Here is a 26,507-nt window from a genome sequence, read left to right on the forward strand (position 1 = left end):
TGGGTGTTTCCCCGCCGCCGACTGCGGCGGCCCACGGGTTATAGACTCGCTGGCAGGGGCGAGGGCACGACGAGGTGACTCGCGACTTCACCTGCACAGCACACGAACATCCACTTTCCGAAGGACTGTTTCCTCTTGAGCAAGCCCGTCGTCCTCGTCGCAGAAGAACTCTCCCCGGCCGGCATCGCCGTGCTGGAAGCCGACTTCGACGTCCGGCACGTCGACGGCAGTGACAAGGAGCAGCTGCTGGCCGCCGTCGCCGACGTCGACGCGCTGATCGTCCGCAGCGCCACCAAGGTCACCGCCGAGGTGTTCCAGCACGCCAGGAAGCTGCGGGTCGTCGCCCGCGCCGGCGTCGGCCTCGACAACGTCGACGTGGAGGCCGCCACCAAGGCCGGCGTCATGGTCGTCAACGCGCCCACGTCCAACATCGTCACCGCCGCCGAGCACGCGATCGCGCTGCTCCTCGCCACCGCGCGCAACGTCCCGCAGGGGCACGCCGCGCTCAAGCAGGGCGAGTGGAAGCGCTCCAGGTACACCGGCGTCGAACTGCAGGGCAAGACCGTCGGCGTCCTCGGCCTCGGCCGCATCGGCGTCCTCGTCGCGCAGCGCCTCGCCGCCTTCGACATGAACGTGGTCGCGTTCGACCCCTACGTGCAGGCCGCCCGCGCCGCGCAGCTCGGCGTGAAGCTCGTCACGCTGGAGGAGCTGCTCCGCGAGAGCGACTTCATCACCGTCCACCTGCCGAAGACGCCCGAGACCCTCGGCCTCCTCGGAGACCGAGAGCTGCGGCAGGTCAAGCCGTCCGTCCGGATCGTCAACGCGGCCCGCGGCGGGATCGTGGACGAGGAGGCCCTCGACCTCGCGATCAAGGACGGCCGGGTCGCCGCCGCCGGCATCGACGTGTTCAGCACCGAGCCGTGCACCGAGAGCCCGCTGTTCCACCACGACAACGTGATCGTCACCCCGCACCTCGGCGCCAGCACCCACGAGGCGCAGGAGAAGGCGGGCACGCAGGTCGCCCGCTCGGTGAAGCTCGCGCTGTCCGGCGAGTTCGTGCCGGACGCCGTGAACGTGCAGGGCGGCGCGGTCGCCGAGGACGTCAAGCCCGGGCTGCCGCTCGCCGAGAAGCTCGGCCGCATCTTCACCGCGCTCGCCGGCGGCGTCCCCGTCCGGCTGGACGTGGTGGTCCGCGGCGAGATCGCCGAACACGACGTCAAGGTGCTGGAGCTGGCCGCGCTCAAGGGCGTGTTCGTGGACGTCGTCGAGGAGGCCGTGACGTTCGTCAACGCGCCGCTCCTCGCCCGTGACCGCGGCGTCGAGGTCACCCTCACCACGTCCGAGGACAGCCCCGACTGGCGCAACGTCGTGCAGGTGCGCGGCACCATGTCCGACGGCGCCGTCGTGTCGGTGTCCGGCACGCTCACCGGCCCGAAGCACGCCGAGCGGATCATCGAGATCAACGGCTACAACATGGAGCTCGTGCCCACCGAGCACATGGCGTTCTTCTCCTATGTCGACCGTCCCGGCATCGTCGGCGCGGTCGGCAAGCTGCTCGGCGACGAGCAGGTCAACATCGCCGGGATGCAGGTCGGCCGCGACGTCAAGGGCGGCAAGGCGCTGATCGCGCTGACCGTCGACTCGGCCATCTCCCCGCAGCTCGTCGACGCCATCACCCGCGAGGTGGGCGCCGACATGGGCCGCCGCGTGGAGCTCACCGGCTGAGCCGGGGTTTTCGTCCCCGCGGGCGGGCGGTCCGGCCTTGCGCCGGGCGCCCGCCCGTGGCGCTTCTCACCCTTCCCTTGTCTCAGATATTGAGATTCTCTGCCACGGGTCGGGACAACTCCGCTGGAGCGGAGGTAATCTCGCAAGAAGTCATGCGGCGCTTCGTGGTAATCCTTCGCTGCCGCAGCGGGGCCTGATCATCGGCAGGCCGGCACCCGCTGCGGAGGTTCTGCCTGGCCGTGAGCCCGATTTTCGCGCCGGACCGTGCGAACCACGGCCTCCCGGCGGCCCTCTCGCCACAGCTCAGCGAATCTGGAGCATTCCATCATGAACGACACCTGGACCAACGCGCCCGCCGACGACGCCGAAGAAGAGGCCGCCCGCGCCCTGCAGACCGCCCTGGACCGCCGGGCTGACTGAGCGGTCGCGATGCGAGACTGGGCTCATGCCGGTCGAGGTCGTGCCCGCCGAGGTCGCGGGAGTGCTGCGCGACGTCGCCCGGCTCGGGCCCTACTTCGAGATCGTCACGGCGCCCGCCGGGGCGGCGGACCGCGCGTGGCGGCCTTTTCCCGGTGATGCCGCGCGGCTGCGGGCGCTGACCGGGGATTACGCCGAGCGGCTCGGGACGGACGAGCGGCGGGTGGCCGCCTCGCTGGTCTTCCAGGGGCTTGCGTCCCGGCTGTGGTCGCCGGTGGTCGCGGCGGCGGCACTCGGGATCGTGCCGGATCTGGCCGGGCTGCGCTGGCGGTGGGCGCCGGGCGAGCCGATCGCCCTGGGGCTCGCGGAGCCGCGTGGCTGGCGGGTCGAGAGCACCGCGCAGGCCGCCGCTCTCATTCACCCCATGATCGTGGACGGTTGCCTGCGGCCGTTCCGCGACATGGTGCTGACCTTTGTCAAGCTCGCGGACGGGCTGGTGTGGGGGAATGCCGCGTCCGCGCTTGCCGGGGGGCTCAATGTCGGGCCCGCCGGTCCCGCGCGGGTCGCGCTCGTGCGGGAACTGCTCGGGCGGGAACCGCTGGCCGGAGCGGGGGAGTTCGGGTCGGGCGGGTTCGTCCGGAACAACTGCTGCCTGTACTACCGCGTGCCGGGCGGCGGGATGTGCGGGGATTGCGGGCTCGCCCGATGAATGTCCGTTATGCGAGATGGAAGCCCACGCACTGAGACGTTTGCAGTAGAGTGCGCGCATGGCTTCGCGCAGCATTCGTCTGGCCGTCATCCCGGGGGACGGGATCGGCCCCGAGGTGGTCGCCGAGGGACTGAAGGTCCTCGATGCGGTGCCCGGCGACCTCACGTTCGAGCAGACCACCTACGACCTGGGCGCCGCCCGCTGGCACCGGACGGGGGAGACGCTGCCCGACTCGGTCCTGGCCGAACTGCGTGAGCAGGACGTCATCCTGCTCGGCGCCGTCGGCGACCCGAGCGTGCCCAGCGGGACGCTGGAGCGCGGCCTGCTGCTGCGGACCCGGTTCGAACTCGACCACTACGTCAACCTGCGCCCGGTCAAGCTGTTCCCCGGCGTCACGACCCCGCTGGCCGGCGTGACGCCCGGCGACATCGACATGGTCGTCGTCCGGGAGGGCACCGAGGGCCCGTACACCGGCGTCGGCGGCGTCCTTCGGAAGGGCACGCCGCACGAGGTCGCCACGCAGGAGAGCGTCAACACCGCCTTCGGCGTCGAGCGCGTGATCCGGTACGCGTTCGAGGTCGCCGCGTCCCGCGCCCCCCGCGCAGGCGGGATTGGTCCCAAGCTGACGCTCGTCCACAAGGACAACGTCCTTACCTTCGCGGGCGATCTCTACCAGCGGACGCTCCGGCGAGTTGCCGAGGAGTACCCGCAGGTCTCCACGGACTACGTCCATGTTGACGCGGCCACGATGTTCTTCGTGTCCCAGCCGCAGCGGTTCGACGTCGTCGTCACCGACAACCTGTTCGGCGACATCATCACCGACATCGGCGCCGCGATCGCCGGCGGGATCGGGCTCGCCGCGTCCGGCAACGTCAACCCCGACCGCACCGCCCCGTCGATGTTCGAGCCGGTGCACGGCAGCGCGCCCGACATCGCCGGGCAGGGCAAGGCCGACCCGACCGCCACGATCCTGTCCGTCGCCATGCTGCTCGACCACATGGGCGAGTCCGACGCCGCCCGCCGCGTCGAGCAGGCCGTCTCGGACGACCTGGCCGAGCGCGCCGCCCTCGGCGCGCGGTCCACGTCCCAGATCGGCGACGCGATCGCCAAGCGAGTATCCGGATAGGGGCACGCCGCCTATCCGGCCGGACCGGGCGTGCCCTCGCGGCGCGCCCGGATTTCCGTATGCGCCGCGCGGAGGAGCAGGTCTAGACGAAGTACGACAATAGGGACTAGAGACGCCACAGGCGGCGACGGGGCCGCCCGGCGATCCGCGAGAGGACGAACCGCGATGAGCGACACCCTGGACTTCGAGATCACGCGCACCGAGCGGCCCGCGACCGCCGAGGAGCGCGCGGCGGTCCTGGCCGACCCCGGCTTCGGCCGGCACTTCACCGACCACATGATCACGATCAGGTACTCGGCGGAGCGGGGCTGGCACGACGCGAAGCTCGAACCGTACGGGCCGATCCCGATGGACCCGGCCTGCCAGGTGTTCCACTACGCCCAGGAGCTCTTCGAGGGACTCAAGGCCTACAAGCAGCCGGACGGGTCGGTCGTCGCGTTCCGCCCCTACATGAACGCGGCCCGGATGAACCGCTCCGCCAGGCGGATGGCGATGCCGGAGATCCCCGAGCAGCTGTTCGTGGACGCCGTCGAACTGCTCGTCCGCACCGACCGGGACTGGGTCCCGGACGCCGAGGGCCACAGCCTCTACCTCCGGCCGTTCATGTTCGCCACGACCCGCGCGCTCGGCGTCAACAGCCCGGCGAGCGAGTTCCTGTTCATGGTCATCGCGTCCCCGTCCGGGCTGTACTACCCGCGCGGTATCAGGCCCGTCTCGGTGTGGCTGTCGCAGGACTACACCCGCGCCGCGCCCGGCGGCACCGGCGAGGCCAAGTTCGGCGGCAACTACGCGGCGTCCTTCGCCGGGCAGGCCGAGGCCGTCGCGCAGGGCTGCGACCAGGTCGTCTGGCTCGACGCGGTGGAGCACCGCTGGGTCGAGGAGGTCGGCTCGATGAACCTCATGTTCGTCTACGGCTCCGGTACGCGGGCCCGGCTCCTCACCCCCGCGCTCACCGGCACGCTCCTCGCCGGCGTCACCCGCGACTCGATGCTCAAGCTGGCCCCCGACCTCGGCGTCCCCGCCGAGGAGGGCAAGATCAGCATCGACGAGTGGGAGGCGGGCTGCCGGTCCGGCGAGATCACCGAGGTGTTCGGCTGCGGCACCGCCGCGATCATCAGCCCGGTCGGCCGGGTCAAGGGCCGGGACCGGGAGTGGCTGATCGGCGACGGCGAGCCCGGCGAGATCTCGATGCGGCTGCGCCAGGAACTGGTCGGCATCCAGTACGGCACCCGTCCCGACCCCTACGGCTGGATTCACAAGATCGCCTGATCGTGTACCGGCCCGGCTCCCCGCAGCGGACGGAGCCGGGCCGGATCGGGTCGCGATCGGCCGGGCATCTCACATGATGGACCGGTGGTCTCAGCATCGTCCGGCGTATGGCACACTGGGGACCATCATGCGCCACAGCCTCGTCATTATCGGCTGGCGCGCCGGCAGCTAACGGGACACCGCCGGCGCGCAGACCTCTCACGTCCGTGGGGGGTCTTTTTTGTGCCCTGGCGCTTGATCCCTCTGGGGGTTCTCATCTATGCAAGGCGACGCGTTCCACGTCTACGACACCACCCTGCGCGACGGGGCGCAGCAGGAGGGGCTCAACCTCTCCGTGCCCGACAAGCTCGCCATCGCGCGGCACCTCGACGACCTGGGCGTCGGCTTCATCGAGGGCGGCTGGCCGGGCGCCAACCCCAAGGACACTGAGTTCTTCAGGCGGGCTAGAACAGAGCTCGACCTGAAGCACGCGCGGCTCACCGCGTTCGGCGCGACCCGCCGGGCCGGGGTGAAGGCGGCCGACGACCCCCAGGTCGCCGCCCTGCGCGAATCCGGCGCGCCCGTCGTGACCCTGGTCGCCAAGAGTCACGACAGGCACGTCGAGCTGGCCCTCCGCACCACCCTGGAGGAGAACCTCGCGATGATCCGCGACACGGTCTCCCACCTGCGTGCGGAGGGCCAACGGGTCTTCCTGGACGCCGAGCACTTCTTCGACGGCTACAAGGCCAACCGTGCCTACGCGCTGGAGGCGGTCCGCACCGCCGCCGAGGCCGGCGCGGACGTCGTCGCGCTCTGCGACACCAACGGCGGCATGCTGCCGGACGAACTGGCCGAGATCGTCCACGAGGTCGTGGGGTACGGGGTCCGGGCCGGTATCCACTGCCACGACGACTCCGGCTGCGCGGTCGCGAACACGCTTGCCGCGGTCAAGGCCGGTGCCACCCACGTGCAGGGCTGCGCGAACGGGTACGGGGAGCGCAGCGGCAACGCCAACCTGTTCACCGTCCTCGGAAATCTGCAGCTCAAGCGGGGTATGAGCCTCGTGTCGGACACGCAGCTCGCCGAGATGACCCGGATCGCGCACGCGGTGTCCGAGGTCACCAACGTCGCGGCCGCCTCCCAGCAGCCGTACGTGGGCGTGTCGGCGTTCGCGCACAAGGCGGGGCTGCACGCGTCCGCCGTGAAGATCGACCCGGACCTGTACCAGCACATCGACCCGGCCGCCGTCGGCAACGACATGCGGATGCTGGTGTCGAGCATGGCGGGCCGCGCGTCCGTCGAGCTGAAGGGCCGCGAGCTGGGCTACGACCTGTCCGGTGAGAAGTCCAAGGCCGTCGTCGGCAGGGTGAAGGAGCTGGAGGCGACCGGCTACACCTTCGAGGCGGCGGACGCCTCGTTCGAGCTGCTGCTGCGCGAGGAACTGACCGGCGTCCGGCAGCGGCACTTCGAGGTCGAGTCCTGGCGGTCGATCGTGGAGCGCCGCCCGGACGGGTCCATGGTCAGCGAGGCCACCGTGAAGCTGCACGCCAAGGGCGAGCGGATCATCGCGACCGGGGAGGGCAACGGCCCCGTCAACGCTCTCGACAACGCGCTGCGCCTCGCGCTCGGCCGCCTCTACCCCGAGCTGGCGCGGCTGGAGCTGGTCGACTACAAGGTCCGCATCCTCGAAGGGGCGCACGGAACCGACGCGCGGACGCGGGTTCTCATCGAGTCCGGTGACGGCGAACGCGAGTGGGGAACGGTCGGCGTCGAAGACAACGTCATCGCCGCGTCCTGGCAGGCCCTCGAAGAGGCCGTCACGTACTGCCTGCTGCGCGCGGGCTACGAGGCGGGCTGACCGGCGGGGCGCCCCGGCCGCGTGGACCTCGCCCACTAGCAGGCCCGCAGCTCGGGCGTGCCGCCCTCCAGCATGAGCCACGCCGACAGCGACGTCTCCTTCACCCGGACCCGGACGCGCGAGAAGCGGCTCGGGTCGACCAGGCCGGGGGCGGGCGTGATCACGGTGTCGAACACGAAGTCGGACGTGACGAACGCCAGGTCGGCGCCCGTCTGCGCGACGCGCCGTTTCACCGCGGGCGCGTCCACCATGCGCCGCGTCGTGATGATGGAGACGCCGGCCACGCCCTTCGGGCCGCGCCGCACGGGACCGACGTGCAGCGCGGCCCGCAGCTGCAGCCGGGTCGCCTCGGAGGCGCGCCGGTTGTGCCGCCGCAGCTCCGCGGCGAGGTGCGCGAGCATCGGGTCGACGACCCGGTCGGTCGGTGTGGCCGGCGGGACGATGACGAGCGCGCCGTCCCCGCGGTCCTCGTGGTAGAGGCGGGAGAGGGCGAGCCCGGACGCGGTGAACGCCTCGCCCATCAGGTCGTACATGGCGTTCAGGACGTACTCGCGGTCGGCGTCGGTGCGCCCCGGCGAACTGAACCCCGTGATGTCGGTGATGAGGATCGAGCAGTTGCCCCGCGGTTCGTCGGACCGGTCGTGCGGGTCGCGCCGTTCGACCTGCCGCCGGTAGACCTGCTGCTCCAGGACGGCCCGCACCCGCGGATTCCCGTCCAGGAAGGCACCGAACTCCCGGGCGCCGATCCGTAGCGCCTGGACGTCGCTCTCCGCCGTCACGGTGGCGGACCGGTCCCGGACCATCAGCGCGGCCCGCTCGCCGACCAGTTCCCCGGTGCCGCGGAACGCGATGATCCGCTGCTCGGCGCCCTCCCGGACCCATACCCGTGTCCAGCCGGACTGGATCATCACGACCTCGGCGGCGGGCCCGCCCTCCCGGCACAGGACGTCCTCCTTGCGGTAGAGGTGCCTGCGCGCCCGCGCGAGGAGTTCATGCTTCTCCGCCGGCGTCAGCGCGTCCCAGAATGTCCTGTCCGGACCCGGCGTGGCCACGTCCGCGGCCGGTGCGATCGTCACCGTCGGCAACGCCGGCGGCCCGGACGTCTCCTGCAGCGTCTCCGCCCGCATGAGCCGGACGACCGCGTTCGTCATGCTCACCGCGGGGAACGACAGGAACGCCAGCACGCCGCTGATCGCGGCGATGTGCGAACCGTCCATCAGGTAGCCCAGCACCACGGCCCCGAGCGTCACGGAGGTCATGATCTGCGTGTTCAGCAGGCCGCCGGCGTGCGAGGCGGTCCGCCTGCGCAGCCGCGCCGTCCAGCGGTTCAGTCTCACGGAGTCTTCCTTCCCCCGGAGGGACCGGCGTGGTGTCCGCCGGCTCCTCGGTGTTGGTCCGTCCCCACGTCCCCCTTAAAGAATAGGACAACACGCATATGAAGACCATACAATGACTGTATGAAAGACAGTAATGAATGTGTGACCTGATGGAAAGCCGCAAGTCTCGGATGTTTCCGCGTCGATCATCGGGGGAACCTCTCACATGCATGCTGTACGTGGGGCATGGTTCTGCTGGCGAAGGGATGTATGATCGCCTGACCGGCGAGGGTGCCCGACACCCGCATCGGACGCAGGGCGGACCGGGCTCCGCGCCCCGGGATTGGAGTGAGCTCTCATGACGAACTCTCGGGCAGCCGCCGGAACATCGGGTGGGGCCATGGACGCGGACGATCCCGGCCGTCGCGCCGACGCCGCCCCGCAGAGCGAGCGCGTGACGGTCAACCTCACCGGCAAGGCCGTCCAGGCCCTCCAGCGCCTCCAGGAACAGACCGGCTACAACAAGACCGACTGCATCAACCGCGCACTGATCATCGCCGGTGAGATCGAGGGCATGTCCCGCGACCCCGGCGCCTTCTACTGGCGCGAAACCCCCGACAGCGACCTCATGCTCGTCCGCTTCGTCTGACGCGGCATCCACGTCCCCCGGCGCGGGACGTGCGGGCCATGGCGGTGAGAGAAGCGCGCCGTTCGCACCGGATGGAGGACGCCCGTGCCGATTGCGGCGATGTCACACGGGGGCGTAATGCGCCTCCAGGGGCGCTTCCTCGATGATCCGGCTCGGACGGGCGGGCGGGGACGGAGGCAGGGGTTTCTGGAACAGGGCGCCTGAAGGGGTCTTGTCGCTGGTGGTGCGGATGGCGACGTCCTCGAAGCCCTGGCGGCGGTAGTAGGCGTGAAGGTCGGTGTTGTCGGTCCACACGTCGATTCGGATCAGCTCCGCGTTGCGCTGCAGGGACGCGCCCTTGCGTCCGGCCCAGTCGATCAGTTCGGCGCCCAGACCGCCGCCGGCGTAGGCGCGGTCGACGACCAGGCGGTGCAGGTAGACGGCCTCGGTCCGGCGTTCCTCCGGCGTCCAGAGTTCCTCGTGGCCGATCAGCTTGATGGACACGGTGCCGATCGGATGTTCGCCGTCGAACAGGAGCCATGTCTGCCCGTCCAGCAGGGCTTCGTAGACGCGCTTGCGGCGCCCGTCCGGGCTGGGCCAGGGCCGGGCCCACTGCGAGGTGTTCTTCTGGGACCGCAGCCAGTCGGCCGCGTGGTCGATCAGTCCGAGGACGACGTCGAGCTCGTCCGGCCGGGCGCGGCGGATGCGGTAGCTGGCATGGGCGGCCCGGCTGCGCCGGCGGCCCCTTGTGTCGGTGTCCACGTGCTCCTGACTCCGAAAAAAGAAAGACCGAGCCCCCGCCTCCTGGCCGGATGTGGGAGCGCGGTGGCTCCCTTTCGGTCGGGAAGGGGGGGCCTATGGATGGATGTGTGTGACCGCCGCCGTGGTCGGGCGGCGGCGGCCTATCCGCTTCCGGCGTCCTCGGCCGGCGGGGATTCGGGCGGAATGTCCCGGCTGGCCGCCAGACCCGGCGTCCGGAGTACGTCGTCGGGGACCTGCCCGTCGTTGTAGTGCAGCCGCACACGGTCGGCGGGCCAGACCGTCACGGTGAGCCGGAAGGCCTTGCCGTCCGGGGAGTAGGCCGTCCGGACGGTTTCGAAGACGACGCCGGCCGCGGACTCGCCGAGGCTGAAGAATCGCTTCTCGTTCTCGTCCGGGACGCGGGCCTTGATCTCGTCGTGGAAGCCGACCTCGTGGTAGCCGAGAGCCTCGCCCAGGTACGCCACGGCGCCCTCGGGGATGTCGCGCGGGTAGAGCAGGCGGGACGCGCCGCCGGTGGCGAAGTCGAGCGGGTAGAAGGACGTCTGGAGGGCCCACGGCTTGTCGTCGAGGAAGATCTCCTGGTGGCGGGAGATGAACTCCGAGCCGGGGTTCGTCTGCAGGTAGCGGGCGATGACCTTGGTGCCCTCCTGGACCTCCACCTTCACCGGCGACACCGACACGTTCCGGTTCGCGGGGATGGCGGCGTCGCGGTTGTACCACTCCTCCGACTTGGGGCCGGGCGCGAGACCCAGTTCGACCGCGCGGAGCGTGATGTGCACGATGTTGGGTCGGGGCACGACGAACGTCCCCTTGCCCTGCTCCGAGACGACGTACCCCTGCTGCCGGAGCCAGGAGAGCGCGTCCCGGACGGTGTTGCGGGACGCGCGGTAATGGGCTTCCAGCTCCTTCTCGGGAGGCAGCGGCCGCCGTCCGGACGCGCCGTCCTCGGGGGTGAGGTCGCCCGACTCGATGCGCCGGCGCAGGTCGTGGGCGATGTCACGCCAGCGGAGAGGCGTTGTGCGAGCCATCTGATCCGCTCCCTTCCGGCCATGTCCGCTCCAGGTCGTACCGACCGCCCGGAGCGGGACGGATGTTGGACAGAACCGGTCTTCTGAACAACTACTTCCCGCCCTACGTGTTTGCAATCCTAAAAAAGGGTACATGGTGAGTGATGAACTTGTCGGTACAAGTCAACCATCAGAGAAACCTTCACAAGGCTAGCAGCAGGATCTCTGGGATGTAAGGGATATCGCAAACCACCCGAAGGAGGGTTCAACATGACCGCGATGGTGGCTCTGTGGGTCCTCGGTCCCGCGGTGCTCTTCCTGGCACTGTCGCTCTATGTCGCGCTCATCGGCGTCCACACGAGGAAGCTGGACCTCCGCGGCCGGCTTCCGGTCACGGCGCCCCCGGGCCGCCGTCCGGCGCCGCTGGTCAACGTCATGCGGACGGGCGAGCCGCGTCCATGATCTTCGGTCGCCGCGGAGCGGGCCGCTGACCGTAAGGAGTTCGAGGTGGAAGACAGGCGGATGGGCGCGGAGGCGGGGATGCCGGGCGCCCCGGAGCGGCCGGTCATGGTCGAGCGACCGGCGGTGGCGGGCCCCTCGGCCGTCTTCGCGCGGCCGGCGGTGGAGTCGGTCATGTCGGACGAGCCGGGCGCGGGGGCCGTGCCGGTCGTGCAGCTCACGCCGGTTCCCGAACCGGGCGTGGCGCGGTACCCCTGGGCCGGAGCCGCACGCGTGGCCGTCTCCGGGGCCGCGGTCATGCTGATCACGGCCGAGCTGGGCCGGCGGGCCGCGGTGCCCGGACGGCTGACGGTGCTCTGCTCGGCGGGAGCGGGGGCCGCGGTCGTCGCGCCCTGGCTCGTCCCGCAACTCGTCACGCAGTTCACGCCCAGGCTCGCTTCGCCGTAAGCCCCGGCGACAAGCGAGAAAAGGGGGATTGAAGGGAGGAATGTGGCGAAAGGGGCTGTTTGGCCTGCCTTCAGCAAATTTTTTCGCCAGAAACAGGACATACAAGGTCAACTTCCCTCATACTTCGTATGAGACCGAAGAGAGGGATGAACAGTGATCGACCGTCTCCGGCCCCTGCCTCACTCGGACCCCTTCGTCGATGTCACCCGCGGCTACATCACCCGTGTCGGCGACGCGCTGCAGGCGCGCGGGATACCGCTCTCGAACGTCTGGCTCGACCCGTCCGACCCGCGGGACGCGACCTTCGTCCTCGGGCTCCAGGCCCTCGTCTGGAACGAGTCCGAGGGCTTCCTGCTCGGCGAGTTCGTCTCCGGGGAGCCCGGGGTCCGGACGATCCTGCGCGACTCCGCCCAGCTCGGCGACGACGTCCTGCCCGATCCCCGCTCCGTCCCGGACCTGCTGGAGCACGGTGCGAAGGGTGCGCCGGTCACGCTGCGGTCCTACACCGCGGGACACGACGGTTTCGAGGACGCGCTGGCTCGCCATCGGATGCCCTGACACCGGATCGTTCGCGAGAACGCGGGTGTTTCCGTTGGTATCGGTATGGTCACGAAGAAAATTCGCTGAAACCGACGGAATCAGTGGCGGATTTCGGTTGAAGCGTCCACTATAGGGGACCTGCACGGCACGCGTGGTGTTCCGCGTGCCGTCTCCCCCCGACCCCGAATCACCGGAGTGATCGTATGTCCGTCCGACCGTGGACCCCCGAGGACCTTGGGCGTCCTACGGACGGGACCTGGGTGGACGTCGCCTTCGGCCTGGGGGAGATGTACGAGCGCGCGGGCGACCTGCAGCAGGCCGCCGACTGGTACCGGCGGGCCGCGGAGTCCGGATGCGCCGACGCCGCGCTGCGCCTCGGCGCCGTGCTCGGGCGGATGGCCGACGCCGGACCGGCGGGCGACGCGGCCGAGGATCTGCTGGCCGAGGCCACCCGCTGGCTCAGCGGCGCCCAGGACGCCACCACCCCCGACGCCATCGAGCTCATCACCGACATGCTCAACCGGCAGCTGCGGCAGGCCGCGCGCCGCGGCCTGGAGCCCGCCTCGGCCGGCTGACCCCTTCCGGTCCGGTACGAACTCCGAACCGAACCGTCTCGCCCGTCGTCGGAGTCCATGAGACCGACGACAGCGGAGGGTGGACGAGTTGAGCGGCGAGGAGCCCGGGTACGTGCCCCCGGACCACAAGACGACCGCCGAGTTCCGCGTCCCGGGCAAGGCCGCCACGGCGGACGCGGGCACGGCGGCGGATTCGACCATCGTCGACGAACCCGTGGACGACCTCGCGGACGTGACGTTCCAGGACTTCCCCGCCGACGATCCCGAGGACGACCCGGAAGCGACCTCTCGCGACCTTCCGGCCGACGACCCCGAGGGCGAGCCGGAGGACGAGCCGGGGGCGACCTTCCAGGACCTTCCCGGTGGTGATCCGGCAGCGACCTCCCTCGACGGGGCCGGGGACGATCCCGGCGTGACCTTCCGGGACGGGCCCGGGGACGACGCGGACAAGGCGTCCGTGACCGTCAGCGACATCCGGATCAAGAAGCCCGCCGCGTCCGCCGCACCTCAGGCGGCGGCATTCGAGCAGGGCGCCGTTCCCCCGCAGCCGGACGGGCGGCCGCCCGTGCCGGAGCAGCCCGTGCCGGAGCAGCCCGTGCCGGAGCAGCCCGTGCCGGAGCAGCCCGCGCCGGAGCAGCCCGCGCCGGAGCAGCCCGCGGAGGCGCCGTGGACGGCGCAGTTCGGTGCCGAAGGCGAGACCGCCTCTCCGGCCGGTGCCCCGTTCGCCTCCCCGATGCCGGCTCCCGCCCCCATGCCCGCCCCCGTCCCGCCGCCCGATGCGACCGCCCCGGCGATGCCGTCCGGGGGAGCGCCGGTGTCGCGGTCCCGGCGTCCGATGATCCTCATCGCGGTGATCGTCGCGGTGGTGCTCCTCGCCGCAGCCGTGCTCGCGGCACTGCTGTACGCCGGCCGCGGCTCCGACGGCGAGGAAAAGGCCGGGAAGCCCGCGTCTCCGGCCGCGTCCGCCCCGGCGGCCGGAGGTGCGACGGACGGGCCGGCCCCGACGGCGTCCGGCACGCCCTCGCCCGGCGGAGCGCCCGCGACGCCTCCGGCCACGGCTCCTGCGGCGGGGCAACCGCCCGTCCAGCCCGGCACGCCGCCCCCGGCGACCACCGCGCCGATCGGCCCGCTGGTGCAGGGCAAGGGGATCACGTACCAGCTCGTCCAGCAGGACGATGGGTACTTCGAGGGCAAGATGGTCATCACCAACCGCACCGACCGCCCGATGAAGACGTGGAAGCTGACGTTCCGTGCCCCCGGGGCGGACGTGAAGAACATCTGGGGCGCGCGGCTCGTCCACGGCGGCGAGAAGGTGGAGATCAAGAACCTGGACGGCGCCCCCGCGATCCCGCCCGGCGGCACCTGGGAGGTCCAGTTCGGCGCGGCCGGGCACGCGTCCACCCCCAAGGGCTGCGAGCTGAACGGCAAGGCGTGCGGCCTCTGAACGGCGTACTAGGCTCTCGAACATGCGTATCGCCAGGTTCTCCACCGACGACGGCATGTCCTTCGGCGTGGTGGAGGAGAACACCGTCGCCGTCATCGCGGCCCACCCGTTCGGTGAACTGACGTTCACCGGGCAGCGCCTCCCGCTCACCGACGTCCGGCTGCTCGCGCCGATCCTGCCCAGCAAGATCATCGCGATCGGGAAGAACTATGCCGACCACGTCCGCGAGATGGGCGGGGACGAGCCGCCCGCCGAGCCGGTGATCTTCTCCAAGCCGTCCACCGCCGTGATCGGCCCCGGCGAGGCGATCGCCTACCCGCAGAAGCTCTCCGAGCGCGTCGACCACGAGGGTGAACTGGCCGTCGTCATCGGCCGGATGTGCCGCGAGGTGCCCGCGTCCCGCGCCGCCGAGGTCATCCTCGGTTACACCTGCGCCAACGACGTCACCGCCCGCGACCTGCAGCAGAAAGACGGGCAGTGGACGCGGGCCAAGGGCTTCGACACGTTCTGCCCCATCGGCCCGTGGATCGAGACCGAGATCGACCCCGCCGACCTGGCGATCTCCACGGCCGTCAACGGGGAGGTCCGCCAGGACTCCCGCACGTCCCTGCTGCTGCGCGACGTCCCGGCCCTCGTCGAGTACGTCAGCCAGGTCATGACGCTGCTGCCCGGCGACGTCATCCTCACCGGCACCCCCGCCGGCGTCGGCCCCCTGCAGATCGGGGACGAGGTGACCGTCACCATCGAGGGCATCGGCAGCCTCACCAACCGCGTCGTCGCCCGGGACTGAACCATGGCGTTCGGCGGCTTCACCGGCGAGGCGTTCTCGTTCTACGAGGGCTTGCAGGCCGACAACAGCAAGCCCTACTGGACGTCCCACAAGGAGACGTACGAACGCCACGTGCGCGAGCCTTTGACCGAGCTGTGCGCCGAACTCGAAGAGGAGTTCGGCGCGGTCAAACTCTTCCGCCCGTACCGGGACGTCCGATTCAGCAAGGACAAGTCGCCCTACAAAACACACCAGGGCGGACACACCCCCGAGGGCTTCTACCTCCAGATAGACGCGGATGGGCTGATGGTCGCCGGCGGCATGTACGCGCCGACTCCCGGGCAGCTCCGCCGCTACCGCGACGCGGTCGGCTCCGACACGTATGGCCGCGAACTCCAGACCATCGTGGACGACCTCCGCTCCGCCGGTCTGGAGATCGCCGGAGACCGGCTCAAGACCCGGCCCCGCGGCACACCCCCCGACCACCCGCGCCTGGACCTCCTGCGGCACCGCTCCCTCTACGCCCACGAAGGCTGGCCCGCCGACCCGTGGATGAGGGACCCGGACGAGGTGCTCGCGCGCATCCGCGCGTCCTGGCGTCGCCTGCGTCCCCTGGTCGAGTGGGGCCACCGCCACATCGGCCCCGTCGACTTCGGCCGCTGACCGGAATCGTTTTGGCCGTTGTCCCAAGGTCCTGTATTCTCATCGAGGCGCGAGCGACCAGCCGGAAACGGCTCGGGAGCCCGTACCTCACTGGGGTATGGTGTAATCGGCAGCACGAGTGATTCTGGTTCACTTAGTCTAGGTTCGAGTCCTGGTACCCCAGCTGCGTCCGCCCAAGGCGGACCACGCCCCCGTCGTCTAGTGGCCTAGGACGCCGCCCTCTCAAGGCGGTAACGGCGGTTCGAATCCGCTCGGGGGTACGTGGCGGGGCCTTGTGCTCATCGAGCTTCGCTCGATTTCGCCGAGGCCCGCGATTTCTCCCAGGGGGGCGACCCCCTGGAACCCCCGAGGCGGGGCTTCGTGCTCATCGAGCTTCGCTCGATTTCGCCGGAGCCCGCGATTTCTCCCAGGGGGGCGACCCCCTGGAACCCCCGGTGTTCGGGCTTCGCCCGAACGTGGGCTGGGGTCCGCACGGGGGCCTTTAATCTGCGACGTCCCAGTTTCGCGATCTTCGTTCTTTGAACTCAGGACGCGCGGGAGCGTTCATCTCCGCCCGTTTTCGGTATTCACCTCAGGCTCGGCTTTGGCTTGCCAGTAGGGGAACCGCCGCAGCGTCTCCGTGTGCGTTGTGCGGATCGTGCGTCCTTAGAGACGCGCCACAGGGCATCGAGATGGTCAGTGCGGCGCGTTGCACAGGTGCGCGTGGGGCAAGGTGTCCGGTCGTGGGGGACTTGCGGGGCGTACGGGGCGAAACTGGTTCGAGGTGGGGGGCGGCGTCCGGTAAGCTGGGCGAGGCCCGGGCGGAGAACGCGCGGGCGCAACGTCCGGCCCCCGTCGTCTAGTGGCCTAGGACGCCGCCCTCTCAAGGCGGTAACGGCGGTTCGAATCCGCTCGGGGGTACACCTGGAACCGCAGATCATCGATCTGCGGTTTTTCTGTTTCAGGGTTCGCGGGCCGCGGCGCCGAATGATGCTCGGGTCGGTCCGTGGATGGCCGGGTATGGGCTCGTGGACGATCCCACGTCCACGAGGAGGGTCTTCCATGAGCGGCATGCGGGCTGTGCAGGTCGTCGGGTACGGCGAGGACCTGCGGATGAGCGAGGTTCCCGTCCCGGAGGTGGACGGGCCGTTCGATGTCGTGGTGAAGATCGGCGGCGCGGGGGTGTGCCGGACGGATCTGCACATCCTGGAAGGGCAGTGGGCCGAGAAGTCCGGGGTCGAACTGCCGTACACGATCGGGCACGAGAACGCCGGGTGGGTGCACGCCGTCGGGGCGGCGGTCACGAACGTCGCCGAGGGGGACAAGGTGATCGTCCACCCGCTGATCACATGCGGGCTGTGCCGGGCGTGCCGGTCGGGAGACGACGTGCACTGCGAGCACGGCAAGTTCCCCGGAATCGACACCGACGGGGGATACGCGGAGTATCTGAAGACGTCCGCGCGCAGCGTGGTGAAACTGGACGGGCGGCTGGAGCCGGCGGACGTGGCCGCATTCGCCGATGCGGGGCTCACCGCGTACCACGCGGCGGCGAAGGCGGCGCGGCGGCTGACGCCGCGGGACCGGTGCGTGGTCATCGGGGCCGGCGGCCTCGGGCACATCGGCGTCCAGGTGCTCAAGGCGATCAGCCCGGCCGAGCTGATCGTGGTCGACCGGAATCCGGACGCGGTGAAACTGGCGTCCGGGATCGGCGCCGACCGGGGTGTGGTCGCGGATGGGGACCATGTCGCGAAAGTCCTCGGCCTTACGGGCGGTGGCGCCGAGGTGGTCGTCGACTTCGTCGGCGAGGGCGGCACGACCGCGGAAGGCGTGCGGATGCTGCGCGAGGCGGGCGACTACCACGTGGTCGGATACGGCGAGAACATCGACGTTCCCACGATCGACATCATCTCCGCGGAGATCAACATCATCGGGAACCTCGTCGGGTCCTACAACGACCTGTGCGATCTGATGGCGCTCGCGGCCCGCGGCGCGGTCACCCTGCACACGCGGAAATACGCACTGGACGACTTCCAGTCCGCGATCGACGACCTGGACGCCGGACGGATCCGGGGGCGCGCCATCCTCACGCCCTGAGACAGGTGGGAAACGGCGGCGGCGGGGAATGCCACGCCCGTGCGGTGGGGATCGAAGAGCTGGTACGCGCTGCTGATGGCGATCATGGTGCTGGTCACGGTGGACGTGCTGCTGAACGGTCCGCTCAGGCATCTCGACGGCGTCGTGCACCGCTTCAACGACGCGTATGTGCAAGGCGGATGGTTCGACCTCGTGTACGTGTGCGCCAAGTTCGGCCAACGCGGGGACCTGCTGTACATCATCGGCCCGCTGGCCGGCCTCGCCGCGCTCCGGGCCCGCTCGCTGCGCTACCCGCTCATGGCGGCGGCGATCGTCATCGTCCTGTCGGGGCTGCAACTCGGGCTCAAGGCGGTCATCCCCCGGACGTTCCCGATCAGCAACACCGATGTGCTGTTCCACGGGGGGACCGCCTATCCGTCCGGGCACACGCTCAACGGGTTCGTGCTGGAGTGGATGATCTTCGAGCTGCTGGTCGTGGCGCTCCCGGCCCTTCGCGGTCCCTTCACGCCGCTCCGCCGGCGCAACCTCGCGGTGGTGACGGGATTCATCGCCGGGGCGGGCCTCACGCTGACCGATTACCACTGGCTGACCGACGTCCTGTTCAGCCTCGCGCTGGGCCTCATCCTCCTCGACATCGTGATCCGGCTGCGCCCCTTCACCCGGGACGTCCCGCAGTAGCCGGGATCGCGCTACGCCAGAGCGTGCCCTTGGCTGACGAGCGCGGATATGGTCAACTAAAATCACTGGCCATGGGGAGGGGCATCATGCGGGAGCAGGCCGACGGAGTGTCGCCGGGGGCGTCCCTGGCCGAGAAGGTCGAGTGGCTGATCCAGAACCTGTGGCCGGCGGACGCCGGGCCGCCGCGCAACAACGTGGAGACGGCCGCCACCATCGCGCGTGCCACCGGTGAGGACATCTCATCCACCACCGTCTGGAAACTGCGCACTGGACGGCAGGAGAACCCGCAGTTGAAGACGCTGACCGCGCTCGCCACGTTCTTCGGCGTGCCGATCGGCTACTTCGGCTTCGCCGGCGAGTCCGACCCCATCGGCGACGACCTCACGATCAAGGCGCTGCGCCGCGACGTCGAGCAGGGCGTCATCCGCCCGGAGGTGCTGCGCGCCCTCGTCGACCTGTCCCCGCAGACCCGCCGGGTCGTCGACGAGATGATCCTCGCCGCCGCGGCGGCCGACCGCACCCGCCGCGCCTAGCGGGAGACATAGGCGAGGACGGCCAGGACGCGGCGGTGCTCGCCGACGGCTGCCTCCAGGGCGTCGCTGTCCCCGACCCGCGGCGACGACGTCACCCGGGCCTTCAGCAAGGACCCTGACGCCGTCGCGTGGAGCTACGCGGCCGTCAACCTCGCCATCTACGCGGCCGGCCTTGGCCTCGTCACACTCGGCGCGCGGCTGCGGCGCCGCCGTGGCGCCCCGCGCCCGGAGGGCGTGGACATCTCGGGGTGAACGACGTTCCGGGACCCGGGGGCCGGCCGGCCACCACCTGGTTCTGCTGCTCCGAGCCGGAGGTCCCCCACTCCAGCGGTGTGGCGGACCTCTAGGCCGCGTACCGGCGCGCGAGGGTGCGGAACGCGAGCTTCGGTTCCCAGTGCCCCGTGCGCGCATAGCCGAGCTGCGACTCCGGCGGCGCCACCTTGACCAGCGAGAACCCGGCCATGTCGAGGTCGTGGCGGGGATCGGGTGAGTACGGGGCGTCGGCGTCGATGAAGTTGTAGACGAACGCGCCGTGCATGCCCTCCGCCTCGTAGACGTCCAGCAACTCGGAGATGTAGCGGGCCTGGACCCGCTCGTCCCGGACGTATCCCGGCTGGACGAGGGGCGGGTCCTGCGTCCAGTCGACGATGTCGAACCCCGTCCCGCCGAGCCTGTCCGCGCCCCGGTACGTGCAGCAGCCGAACTCGGTGATGACGACCGGCTTGCCGAACCTGTGCAGGGCCCGCACATCCTGGACGTAGGTCGCTTCGTTCGATGCGTCCCGGTACAGGTCGACGCCGACCGCGTCGAACCCGCGCCAGTCGACCTCCTCCCACACGCCGGACGTGTAGGTGAGCCGCCCGCCGAACAGCGGCCTGACCGTCGTCAACGCCCGTCCGAGGAACGCGTTCAGCCGCTCGTTGTACCCCTCGCCCGCCGGGCCCCCGAGGTTCTCCGCCCGCTCCCTCCAGTCGGCACCGGGGACGAGGCCGGACATGAAGATCGTCAGCTCGCAGCCGAGCGAGACGCCGATCCCGGCCCCCGCGCGGCGGAGCCGTTCGGCGGCGCGGGCGACCGACGCGACGAACCGCAGCGTCGTCCGGGCGTCCTGGTCGAACCGGCGCGGCTCCAGCCACACGAACATGCCCTCGTTCGCCGCGTGGCGGGCGGACCGCATCAGCCGCCCCAGGTCGGAGCCGAGGACGATGAGCGCGTTGCAGTGCAGATCCCGCCGGATCGCACGGATCTCCCGCCGCACGAACTCCGGCTTCCACACCGCGCGCTCGGTGTCGTAGTTGACGCCGCGCTGCGGCAGCCGCCGTCCCGGCGCGGCCCGCGCGATCCGGACCGGGCCGGACGCGACGGCCGCGGCCGCCCCGGCGAGCACGATACGGCGCTTGATCGGCACCTGTGGCATGGTCTGCTCCTCGCTGGTCGAGCCGCCCTGCCGCAAGTGTTTCCGGGACGCCACCGACGCGGCGTCGGCCACCGGGCGGTGCGCGCGGCGACCTAAGTCGCCGGCCGGGAAGCCGAAGGTCGATCAGGCGAGCAGGCCGTGGCCGGCGGCCAGGTCGAAGGCGGCCCGCGAGGCGGGGGCCAGCAGGTGCCGGTCGCCGCGTCCCACGTAGACGTACTCGTCCACCTCGCCGGCCGCGGTCATGGTGCCCCGGTAGGCGGCGGTGAAGCAGGCCATGCGGACGCGGTCGAAGTCCGGCTGGTCGTGAGCGGGCGCGCGGACGACGCCGAGTTCCCGGAATGAGGCCCGGTCGAGTTCCAGGTCCAGTTCCTCGCGCACCTCGCGGGACAGCGCCGACCAGTCGTCCTCGCCGGGCTCCCGCTTGCCGCCCGGAAGGTACAGCACGTCACGGCCCCGGGACCGGACGGCGAGCATCTGGCCGCCTGACACCTGCACCCACGCGACCACGTCCAGAACCGGCACGCCGACCAGTCTCCTACAGGCGGCGGGACTCGATGACGCGGCGCAGGAACTCGCGGGTCCGGGGCTCGGCCGGGTCCTCGAAGATCTGCTCGGCCGGGCCGCGTTCGAGCAGGACGCCGTCGTGCAGGAAGCAGACCGTGTCGGCGATGTCGCGGGCGAACCCCATCTCGTGCGTCGCGAGGATCATCGTCATGCCGGTGTCCTTCAGCTCCCGGATGATCTCCATCACCTCGGTGACCGGCTCCGGGTCGAGCGCGGACGTCACCTCGTCCAGCAGGAGCGGGCTCGGCCGGCCCGCCATCGCCCGGATGATCGCGACGCGCTGCTGCTGCCCGCCCGACAGCCGGTCGGGGTACTCGCCGGCCCGGTCGGCGAGCCCGAACCGTTCCAGCAGCTCGCGGGCGTGCCGTTCGGCCTCCGCGCGCGAACGCCGGTGCACGCGGACCGGCGCGAGCGTGATGTTGTCCAGCACCGACATGTGCGGGAACAGGTTGTAGGACTGGAACACCATCCCGATGCGCTTGCGGACGTCGTCGGGGTCGGCGTCCGGGTCGGTGATGTCCGCGCCGTCCAGATCGACGCCGCGCAGCACCGGCCGGGAGCGGTAGGCCTTCCACACGCCTTCGACGCGCAGCCGCGGTTCGCTCATGTGCCGCCTCCGGGGGCGCGGCGCCGCTCGGCGCGGGCCGCGAGATGGTCGGTGAACCGGGCCATCGGCACCGTCAACGCCACGAACAGCACCGCCGACGCCAGGTAGGGCGTGTAGGTCAACTGTCCGTTCCTTGGAACAGACTTGCGGCTCATGACTGCCTCAAACCGGGAGACGGTGACATGGCTGCATGGGGCGTGTTGACAAACGCCCACACCGTGCGCGCCCGAGCGCGGACGTTCACGGCAGCGATGTGGTCGGCAGGGCCAGCGAGCCCGCAGAGCACACAACGGAACTCTTCCCGAGTTGGGCGGTTCTTGCGGCAGACGTGCCTGCACCGCGGGCAGATTTGCGAGGTGTAGGCGGCATCCACCTCTAGTACCGGTACACCGGCGCGACGAGCTTTGTAGGCGATGAACTCGCCGAGCTGGTGGAATGACCAGGATGACAAGGTGGCCCGCTGGTGCCGCTTGAGCCGTACCCGGTCGCGAATGCCCTGGAGGTCTTCTAGGGCGATGCCGCGTCCGGTGCGTTGGGCATCGGCCACTACCGTCTTGGCAATCTTATGATTCACGTGCGCGGTGTGCCGCTGCTCGCGCCGTGCGCGTCGCTTGAGTTTGCGTTTGGCGGACTTGGTGCCCGTGACCTGCAGCTTGGCACGGACCCGGGCCATGCGACGCCGATAGTGTTGCAGGCTGCGGCCCTGGTGGTTGACACCGTCGGATGTGGTGGCCAGATTGACGATGCCTCGGTCCACCCCGATCCAGTCACGTGGGCGAGTGTTCAGCGGAGGCTCGGGGATTTCGCAGGTGGCGACCAGGAACCACTTGCCGGTCCGGTACACCAGGTCACTTTCGCCCTTGCGATGCTCAGCCAAGGTCTTGAGCTGGGACGGCTCGCCAGTGAAACGGAGGTTCTTTATCCGGCCCCGGGTGGTCCAGATCGACACCGTTAGGACGTCTGTCTGCCACGATAGGCAGCGATCGTCGAACGGATGCGCGGCGTCCGGACGGAAGGTGATCGGTTTGCCCTCGGCCTTGGCTCGACGTGCGGATCCGGGCTTGCCCAGCAGCCCACTCGCGATCTGCGCTCGTCGAGTGGTGTAGGCGTCAGCGGTCTTACGGATCACATGCAACGCTGGCTGCGCGGACAACCCCCGCGCCTTTACCTCCAGGTACAGGAGCTTTTGAAGCCCAGCCCGCGAGAACACTCTTCGATCGAACGCCACCTGGGACACCCAATCGGCGACGACATTGCAGGCATGCAGAGTTTCGGTTAGCGCCGCAGCCTGATCAGGCGTTGGCAGCAACTTCACCTGCACCACCATTTTCACAATGAGTTACCATATCATTGTCGGATGTTGTGAGGTGTATGTTGACGCTGGTTGCGGTGAGGCTGCGCAAGTTTCCACTGCTTACCGATCTGATCCCCGGTCTTCGGCGCCGGAGTGCCGCCTTCGCCAGAGAATCTCTTGGGCTACTGCCGCGGTCAAGACGTGAACTGGCGCTGCTTGCCGAACCGTCAGTCTTCAAGCCTGCGGCAGATTGGAGTGCATCCGTCGTTGAAATGCTCTCCTAAGACCGCGCTGCCGGCTTCGGTCAACCCTCCGGGATCTTGGCCCGAAGATTACGGCTCAAAGTGGACTCGCAATTGCCGATATCTGCGGTAATGACCTCATTGCTGTGGTTTTCAACTCCCCGGATGCCGCAGCCGACCTGCCGTTAGGGGGCGGCGGGACAAGAGGTGCCTCCAGCTTTCGTGATCAGGAGTGGGGGGTGGCGGGGCGCAGCGTGAGGGTTCGCGCACCCGCGAGCCCGAACGTCTCGGCGGCGGAGCCCTGGTTGACGGCGAGCCCCAGCCAGCCGGACGAGTCGATCCACAGCAGCGGCTCGCCGGTCGCGACGCCGCCGAAGGTCTCCTCGAACGTGACACGCGCGGTGCCCGGGGTGGGAACGGTCCAAGCGACGTCCAGCGTGGTTCCGGGCGGCAGGTCGCCGAACGCGGCGGTCAGGTCCGCCCGCTCGGCGCCGAGGACGAGGCTGCCGAAGCGGTCGGTGTAGAGCACCGGGACCGTCAACTCCCCGCCGCCCGCCGACGGCGGCGGGACGTCCAGCGGCAGCGGCTCCACCGGCGAACCGAGGTCGGTGACGGCGACGCCGGCGGCGAGGTGCGCGGCGGCGGGGGAGAAGATGTCGCGGCCGTGGAACGAGGCCGACACCTCCGGCAGCCGGTAGGCCGGGTTCTCCAGCGCGTGCGCCCGCACGACGCCGCCCAGCTTCTGCGCGGCCGGGACGAGCAGCCCGTTGTCCGGGCCGACCAGCACGTCCCCGCGCCCGGTCTCGATCGCGACCGGCAGCCGCGGCGTGCCGACACCGGGATCGACGATGCCCACGTGGACGCCGACCGGCAGATACGGCAGCGCCTGCCGCAGCAGCATCGCGCCCTCGCGGATGTCGAACGGGGTGATCTCGTCGCTCAGCACCAGAACGTTCGCCTGCGGCGCGATGGAGTACACGACGCCCGCGCAGATGGCGGTGTACGCGGCGCCGAAATCGGTCGCCAGACTGACGAACGGGCGGCTCTCGGGCATGGACGACCTCGGCGTGGAACGCTGGCGGGGACCTGCGGGAATGACGGAGTGTGAGGCGAGAAGGGTACCAAGCGGGGTGATCGTCCCGAATTCCAACCGGCCCGTATCCTGCGTCCTGTGCGCGCCGAAGCCCTCGATCCCGTCCTGCTGCGGACGTTCGTCGCCGTCGCCGACCTCGGCTCCTTCACCGCCGCCGCCACCGCGGAGGGCTACACGCAGTCGGCCGTATCGCGGCAGATCGCGTCGCTGGAGGACGTCTGCGGCGTGGAGCTGTTCGTGCGCGGTGCCCGCGGCGTCCGGCCGACCCCCGCCGGGGAGTTCCTGCTGCCGCACGCGCGCGCCCTCCTCGACCGGCTCGCCGACACCGCCCGCGCGCTGGACGGGCTGCGCCGGCTCGACACCGGGACGCTGCGGCTCGGCGCCTTCCCCACCGCGAACGCGGCGCTCGTGCCGCGTGCCCTCGCCCGGTTCCGGGCCCGCCATCCGGGGGTGCGGCCGCTGCTGCGCGAGGGGACGACCGAGCGGCTACTGCCGATGCTGGACGCGGGCGACCTCGACATCGCCCTGGTCAGCACGTACAAGCATCCGTCGGTCGACGCCGAGCACCTGGTGACGCTGCTGGAGGAGGCGCTGCTCGTCGCGCTGCCGGCCGGTCACCGTCTCGCCGGGCTCGACCGCGTTCCGCTGGACGAGCTGGCCGATGAGGCGTGGATCGTCGCCGACGACCCGGCCGCGATCGCCGCGCTGCGGACCCGGTGCGAGGCCGCCGGGTTCGCGCCGGAGACGCCGCTGCGGGTCGCCGAATGGATCTCCAAGCTGGGCCTGGTCGCGGAGGGGTTCGGCGTCACGCTCGTCCCGGCCCTGGCGGCCTCCGCCCTGGCGCGGGACGGTGTCGTGCTGCGCGCCGTGGCATCCGGCCGGCCGCGCCGCCGCGTCTACGCGGCGGTGGGGCGGCACGCGCGCAGGTCTCCCGCCGTGACCGCGTTCCTGGCGGAGCTGCGGGACGTGGCGGGGAACCTGCGGCCCTGATCACGGGATCGCGGCGACGACCTCGACTTCGATCAGCGCGTCCGGATGGAACAGGCGGGACACCTCGACGGTGGTGCTCGTCGGCGGGGCGCCGGTGAAGTAGCGGCGGCGGACGGCCCCGTACTCCTGGCGGAGGTCCATGTCGGTGAGGAACGTCCGGATGTTGACGACGTCGGCGAACCCCGCGCCGTGCGCGGCGAGGATGCGTTCCAGCAGCGAGAGGATGACCTCCGACTGGCGGGTCATGTCGCCGGGCGCGTCCACCTTGCCGTTCTCGTCCAGGGCGATCTGCCCCGACACGTACAGCATCGGGCCCTGGGTGACGTAGGCGGTGTGGGAGTAGGCGGGGTTCGGCGGCGCGGGGACGGTCGCGGGATTGCCGAGCGTGACGCGCATCTGTGCGGTTCTCCTAGTGAGGTCGGCGAGTGCGGTGAGGTCATGACCGGTGAGCCCGAACTGCGCTTCGTGTCATGGCGGGACCGACGTTAGGCGGCGGCGTGGCATGACACCAGCGAAGGTCTTGCACGGCGGCCATGCGTCCGCCGCATGGCTCAGCTGAGGGCGAATCAGTGGAGGGCGAATCAGTGGAGGGCGAAGAGGATCGCGACCACGGCCAGCAGCATCACCAGGCCCGACATGATCAGCGCGGAGAGCGGGTCGGCGGTGCCGCCGCCGGACGCCAGCCTTCTGCGCTGCCGCGCAAGGCCGGTGCGGGCCCGGCGGAGCAGCAGCATGGCTCCGCCGTAGACCACCACGGCGGCGATGACCACGGCGGCGGGCGACGGCGCGAGCCGCACGCACAGCAGCCCGACGATGATCAGCGCGAGGGCGGTCCGGGACCAGGCCAGGGCCGTCCGCTCCGGCTGCGCCCCGGGATCGCCGAGTTTCACCGGGTGACCAGCAACGTCACAAGCAGGATGAGCGCGGCGATCGCGGTGCCGTACGCCATGATCGGCGCGATCGCCGGCGGTGGCAGGGACTCCGCGCGGCGCAGCGCGCGTTCGGTCCGCAGCCAGCGGTGGAACGCGAGGGCGGCGACCAGTGCCCCGGTCGCGGCGAACGCGACCGCGAGGCCGTGCCGCAGCACGGGTTCGACCAGGCCGCCGGCGAGCGCGAGGCCGATGCCGCCCGCGATCATCGCCAGCGCCGTCCGGATCCAGGCCAGGAACGTGCGCTCGTTGGCGAGGGAGAAACGCGGGTCGGGATCGTCGCCCTCGGCGAGCAGGCGGTCGGTCCACCTGGCACTGGAGGGGCCGGGGGGCTGCGTGGGGGTCATCGCCGTTCATGTTAGGCGATCGAAGTGAATGCCTTATCGCCCGGCCA

29 protein-coding genes and 3 tRNA genes are annotated in these 26,507 nt (G+C 70.5%); 20 read left to right on the top strand and 12 right to left on the bottom strand.

What is annotated here, in order from left to right; all coding sequences use genetic code 11:
* The first annotated feature begins 135 nt into the window (after positions 1 to 135).
* From serA to cimA, 5 genes are all read left to right on the top strand, one after another.
* Positions 136 to 1,725 carry a phosphoglycerate dehydrogenase gene (gene serA / locus ACQP1N_RS10265; RefSeq protein ID WP_067793753.1) on the top strand — a complete coding sequence of 530 codons (1,590 nt, stop codon included), beginning with the start codon at positions 136 to 138 and terminating at the stop codon, positions 1,723 to 1,725.
* 445 nt (positions 1,726 to 2,170) lie between these two features.
* Positions 2,171 to 2,851, top strand: a complete 681-nt coding sequence (locus tag ACQP1N_RS10270; protein ID WP_067793752.1) for a (2Fe-2S)-binding protein — start codon at positions 2,171 to 2,173, stop codon at positions 2,849 to 2,851.
* Between the two features lie 58 nt (positions 2,852 to 2,909).
* Positions 2,910 to 3,977, top strand: coding sequence for a 3-isopropylmalate dehydrogenase (locus ACQP1N_RS10275; protein ID WP_433230714.1), 1,068 nt, complete (start codon positions 2,910 to 2,912; stop codon positions 3,975 to 3,977).
* A gap of 165 nt (positions 3,978 to 4,142) precedes the next feature.
* Positions 4,143 to 5,246 (top strand): branched-chain amino acid aminotransferase, encoded by a 1,104-nt coding sequence (locus ACQP1N_RS10280; protein ID WP_067793750.1) that lies wholly within the window; start codon positions 4,143 to 4,145, stop codon positions 5,244 to 5,246.
* A gap of 259 nt (positions 5,247 to 5,505) precedes the next feature.
* Positions 5,506 to 7,083, top strand: coding sequence for a citramalate synthase (gene cimA / locus ACQP1N_RS10285; RefSeq protein ID WP_067793749.1), 1,578 nt, complete (start codon positions 5,506 to 5,508; stop codon positions 7,081 to 7,083).
* Between the two features lie 35 nt (positions 7,084 to 7,118).
* On the opposite strand, the gene ACQP1N_RS10290 is transcribed toward cimA, so the two are convergent.
* A complete protein-coding gene (locus ACQP1N_RS10290; protein WP_433230717.1) occupies positions 7,119 to 8,420 on the bottom strand; it encodes a cyclic nucleotide-binding domain-containing protein in 1,302 nt (433 codons plus the stop codon).
* A gap of 379 nt (positions 8,421 to 8,799) precedes the next feature.
* Here ACQP1N_RS10290 and ACQP1N_RS10295 point away from each other — a divergent pair, with 379 nt between their 5' ends.
* Positions 8,800 to 9,048, top strand: a complete 249-nt coding sequence (locus ACQP1N_RS10295; RefSeq protein WP_067793747.1) for a hypothetical protein — start codon at positions 8,800 to 8,802, stop codon at positions 9,046 to 9,048.
* Between the two features lie 102 nt (positions 9,049 to 9,150).
* Here ACQP1N_RS10295 and ACQP1N_RS10300 read toward each other — a convergent pair whose 3' ends face one another.
* Positions 9,151 to 9,789 carry a GNAT family N-acetyltransferase gene (locus ACQP1N_RS10300; protein ID WP_067793746.1) on the bottom strand — a complete coding sequence of 213 codons (639 nt, stop codon included), beginning with the start codon at positions 9,787 to 9,789 and terminating at the stop codon, positions 9,151 to 9,153.
* Between the two features lie 140 nt (positions 9,790 to 9,929).
* Complete coding sequence (locus tag ACQP1N_RS10305; RefSeq protein WP_433230721.1) at positions 9,930 to 10,817, bottom strand: GntR family transcriptional regulator; 888 nt, start codon at positions 10,815 to 10,817, stop codon at positions 9,930 to 9,932.
* Positions 10,818 to 11,066: 249 nt separating this feature from the next.
* On the opposite strand from ACQP1N_RS10305, the gene ACQP1N_RS10310 reads away from it, so the two are divergent.
* The 13 genes from ACQP1N_RS10310 to ACQP1N_RS10370 all read left to right on the top strand — a co-directional run bounded on the left by ACQP1N_RS10310 (position 11,067) and on the right by ACQP1N_RS10370 (position 18,977).
* Positions 11,067 to 11,258: a hypothetical protein gene (locus ACQP1N_RS10310; RefSeq protein WP_067793744.1), complete on the top strand. Its 192-nt coding sequence runs from the start codon at positions 11,067 to 11,069 to the stop codon at positions 11,256 to 11,258.
* Between the two features lie 45 nt (positions 11,259 to 11,303).
* Entirely contained in the window at positions 11,304 to 11,702 is a 399-nt protein-coding gene (locus ACQP1N_RS10315) for a hypothetical protein (RefSeq protein WP_131732685.1), read from the top strand.
* Between the two features lie 153 nt (positions 11,703 to 11,855).
* Positions 11,856 to 12,260, top strand: coding sequence for a DUF6292 family protein (locus ACQP1N_RS10320; RefSeq protein ID WP_433230724.1), 405 nt, complete (start codon positions 11,856 to 11,858; stop codon positions 12,258 to 12,260).
* A gap of 185 nt (positions 12,261 to 12,445) precedes the next feature.
* Complete coding sequence (locus ACQP1N_RS10325) at positions 12,446 to 12,817, top strand: SEL1-like repeat protein (protein WP_067793741.1); 372 nt, start codon at positions 12,446 to 12,448, stop codon at positions 12,815 to 12,817.
* A gap of 88 nt (positions 12,818 to 12,905) precedes the next feature.
* Entirely contained in the window at positions 12,906 to 14,261 is a 1,356-nt protein-coding gene (locus ACQP1N_RS10330) for a cellulose binding domain-containing protein (RefSeq protein WP_433230727.1), read from the top strand.
* A gap of 22 nt (positions 14,262 to 14,283) precedes the next feature.
* Entirely contained in the window at positions 14,284 to 15,051 is a 768-nt protein-coding gene (locus ACQP1N_RS10335; protein ID WP_067793739.1) for a fumarylacetoacetate hydrolase family protein, read from the top strand.
* A gap of 3 nt (positions 15,052 to 15,054) precedes the next feature.
* Positions 15,055 to 15,693 carry a DUF2461 domain-containing protein gene (locus ACQP1N_RS10340; protein WP_433230731.1) on the top strand — a complete coding sequence of 213 codons (639 nt, stop codon included), beginning with the start codon at positions 15,055 to 15,057 and terminating at the stop codon, positions 15,691 to 15,693.
* Between the two features lie 91 nt (positions 15,694 to 15,784).
* Positions 15,785 to 15,856 (top strand) — tRNA-Gln (locus tag ACQP1N_RS10345).
* Positions 15,857 to 15,880: 24 nt separating this feature from the next.
* Positions 15,881 to 15,953 (top strand) — tRNA-Glu (locus tag ACQP1N_RS10350).
* Positions 15,954 to 16,520: 567 nt separating this feature from the next.
* Positions 16,521 to 16,593, top strand: a tRNA-Glu gene (locus ACQP1N_RS10355).
* 150 nt (positions 16,594 to 16,743) lie between these two features.
* Entirely contained in the window at positions 16,744 to 17,766 is a 1,023-nt protein-coding gene (locus ACQP1N_RS10360) for an NAD(P)-dependent alcohol dehydrogenase (protein ID WP_433232651.1), read from the top strand.
* A gap of 39 nt (positions 17,767 to 17,805) precedes the next feature.
* Positions 17,806 to 18,444 carry a phosphatase PAP2 family protein gene (locus ACQP1N_RS10365; protein ID WP_067793737.1) on the top strand — a complete coding sequence of 213 codons (639 nt, stop codon included), beginning with the start codon at positions 17,806 to 17,808 and terminating at the stop codon, positions 18,442 to 18,444.
* A 71-nt stretch (positions 18,445 to 18,515) separates the two neighbouring features.
* Positions 18,516 to 18,977: a helix-turn-helix transcriptional regulator gene (locus tag ACQP1N_RS10370; protein WP_131732687.1), complete on the top strand. Its 462-nt coding sequence runs from the start codon at positions 18,516 to 18,518 to the stop codon at positions 18,975 to 18,977.
* A 343-nt stretch (positions 18,978 to 19,320) separates the two neighbouring features.
* Here ACQP1N_RS10370 and ACQP1N_RS10375 read toward each other — a convergent pair whose 3' ends face one another.
* The 6 genes from ACQP1N_RS10375 to ACQP1N_RS10400 form a co-directional block, all read right to left on the bottom strand.
* Positions 19,321 to 20,394, bottom strand: a complete 1,074-nt coding sequence (locus ACQP1N_RS10375) for a hypothetical protein (RefSeq protein ID WP_433230735.1) — start codon at positions 20,392 to 20,394, stop codon at positions 19,321 to 19,323.
* A 123-nt stretch (positions 20,395 to 20,517) separates the two neighbouring features.
* Positions 20,518 to 20,916, bottom strand: coding sequence for an NUDIX hydrolase (locus ACQP1N_RS10380; protein ID WP_433230737.1), 399 nt, complete (start codon positions 20,914 to 20,916; stop codon positions 20,518 to 20,520).
* Positions 20,917 to 20,929: 13 nt separating this feature from the next.
* A complete protein-coding gene (locus ACQP1N_RS10385; protein WP_433230740.1) occupies positions 20,930 to 21,565 on the bottom strand; it encodes an amino acid ABC transporter ATP-binding protein in 636 nt (211 codons plus the stop codon).
* Positions 21,562 to 21,687, bottom strand: coding sequence for a hypothetical protein (locus tag ACQP1N_RS10390; RefSeq protein WP_255218776.1), 126 nt, complete (start codon positions 21,685 to 21,687; stop codon positions 21,562 to 21,564). Before ACQP1N_RS10390 ends, ACQP1N_RS10385 begins: the two co-directional genes overlap by 4 nt.
* Positions 21,688 to 21,716: 29 nt before the next feature.
* Entirely contained in the window at positions 21,717 to 22,892 is a 1,176-nt protein-coding gene (locus tag ACQP1N_RS10395) for an RNA-guided endonuclease InsQ/TnpB family protein (protein ID WP_433232654.1), read from the bottom strand.
* Positions 22,893 to 23,327: 435 nt separating this feature from the next.
* Positions 23,328 to 24,155 (bottom strand): SAM hydrolase/SAM-dependent halogenase family protein, encoded by an 828-nt coding sequence (locus ACQP1N_RS10400; protein ID WP_433230743.1) that lies wholly within the window; start codon positions 24,153 to 24,155, stop codon positions 23,328 to 23,330.
* Between the two features lie 117 nt (positions 24,156 to 24,272).
* On the opposite strand from ACQP1N_RS10400, the gene ACQP1N_RS10405 reads away from it, so the two are divergent.
* Positions 24,273 to 25,184 carry a LysR family transcriptional regulator gene (locus ACQP1N_RS10405; protein WP_433230745.1) on the top strand — a complete coding sequence of 304 codons (912 nt, stop codon included), beginning with the start codon at positions 24,273 to 24,275 and terminating at the stop codon, positions 25,182 to 25,184.
* On the opposite strand, the gene ACQP1N_RS10410 is transcribed toward ACQP1N_RS10405, so the two are convergent.
* From ACQP1N_RS10410 to ACQP1N_RS10420, 3 genes are all read right to left on the bottom strand, one after another.
* The gene (locus tag ACQP1N_RS10410; RefSeq protein WP_067793728.1) at positions 25,185 to 25,580 is read right to left on the bottom strand and encodes a RidA family protein; all 396 of its coding nucleotides are present in this window, start codon (positions 25,578 to 25,580) and stop codon (positions 25,185 to 25,187) included.
* A gap of 185 nt (positions 25,581 to 25,765) precedes the next feature.
* Complete coding sequence (locus ACQP1N_RS10415) at positions 25,766 to 26,074, bottom strand: DUF202 domain-containing protein (protein WP_067793727.1); 309 nt, start codon at positions 26,072 to 26,074, stop codon at positions 25,766 to 25,768.
* Complete coding sequence (locus tag ACQP1N_RS10420; protein WP_067793726.1) at positions 26,071 to 26,460, bottom strand: YidH family protein; 390 nt, start codon at positions 26,458 to 26,460, stop codon at positions 26,071 to 26,073. The genes ACQP1N_RS10415 and ACQP1N_RS10420 overlap by 4 nt, the downstream gene beginning before the upstream one ends.
* Between the last annotated feature and the right edge of the window lie 47 nt (positions 26,461 to 26,507).

It is taken from the genome of Actinomadura formosensis, assembly GCF_050948385.1.
GTDB classification, from domain to species: Bacteria; Actinomycetota; Actinomycetes; order Streptosporangiales; family Streptosporangiaceae; genus Spirillospora; species Spirillospora formosensis.

Coding starts and splice junctions, on each gene's coding strand:
- ACQP1N_RS10375 (WP_433230735.1), bottom strand. CDS start 20,394: ATGCCACAGGTGCCGATCAAGCGCCGTATCGTGCTCGCCGGGGCGGCC.
- ACQP1N_RS10360 (WP_433232651.1), top strand. CDS start 16,744: ATGCGGGCTGTGCAGGTCGTCGGGTACGGCGAGGACCTGCGGATGAGC.
- ACQP1N_RS10275 (WP_433230714.1), top strand. CDS start 2,910: ATGGCTTCGCGCAGCATTCGTCTGGCCGTCATCCCGGGGGACGGGATC.
- ACQP1N_RS10270 (WP_067793752.1), top strand. CDS start 2,171: ATGCCGGTCGAGGTCGTGCCCGCCGAGGTCGCGGGAGTGCTGCGCGAC.
- ACQP1N_RS10295 (WP_067793747.1), top strand. CDS start 8,800: ATGGACGCGGACGATCCCGGCCGTCGCGCCGACGCCGCCCCGCAGAGC.
- cimA (WP_067793749.1), top strand. CDS start 5,506: ATGCAAGGCGACGCGTTCCACGTCTACGACACCACCCTGCGCGACGGG.
- ACQP1N_RS10305 (WP_433230721.1), bottom strand. CDS start 10,817: ATGGCTCGCACAACGCCTCTCCGCTGGCGTGACATCGCCCACGACCTG.
- ACQP1N_RS10280 (WP_067793750.1), top strand. CDS start 4,143: ATGAGCGACACCCTGGACTTCGAGATCACGCGCACCGAGCGGCCCGCG.
- ACQP1N_RS10340 (WP_433230731.1), top strand. CDS start 15,055: ATGGCGTTCGGCGGCTTCACCGGCGAGGCGTTCTCGTTCTACGAGGGC.
- ACQP1N_RS10410 (WP_067793728.1), bottom strand. CDS start 25,580: ATGCGCGTCACGCTCGGCAATCCCGCGACCGTCCCCGCGCCGCCGAAC.
- ACQP1N_RS10420 (WP_067793726.1), bottom strand. CDS start 26,460: ATGACCCCCACGCAGCCCCCCGGCCCCTCCAGTGCCAGGTGGACCGAC.
- ACQP1N_RS10385 (WP_433230740.1), bottom strand. CDS start 21,565: ATGAGCGAACCGCGGCTGCGCGTCGAAGGCGTGTGGAAGGCCTACCGC.
- ACQP1N_RS10400 (WP_433230743.1), bottom strand. CDS start 24,155: ATGCCCGAGAGCCGCCCGTTCGTCAGTCTGGCGACCGATTTCGGCGCC.
- ACQP1N_RS10325 (WP_067793741.1), top strand. CDS start 12,446: ATGTCCGTCCGACCGTGGACCCCCGAGGACCTTGGGCGTCCTACGGAC.
- ACQP1N_RS10335 (WP_067793739.1), top strand. CDS start 14,284: ATGCGTATCGCCAGGTTCTCCACCGACGACGGCATGTCCTTCGGCGTG.
- ACQP1N_RS10370 (WP_131732687.1), top strand. CDS start 18,516: ATGGGGAGGGGCATCATGCGGGAGCAGGCCGACGGAGTGTCGCCGGGG.
- ACQP1N_RS10310 (WP_067793744.1), top strand. CDS start 11,067: ATGACCGCGATGGTGGCTCTGTGGGTCCTCGGTCCCGCGGTGCTCTTC.
- ACQP1N_RS10395 (WP_433232654.1), bottom strand. CDS start 22,892: ATGGTGGTGCAGGTGAAGTTGCTGCCAACGCCTGATCAGGCTGCGGCG.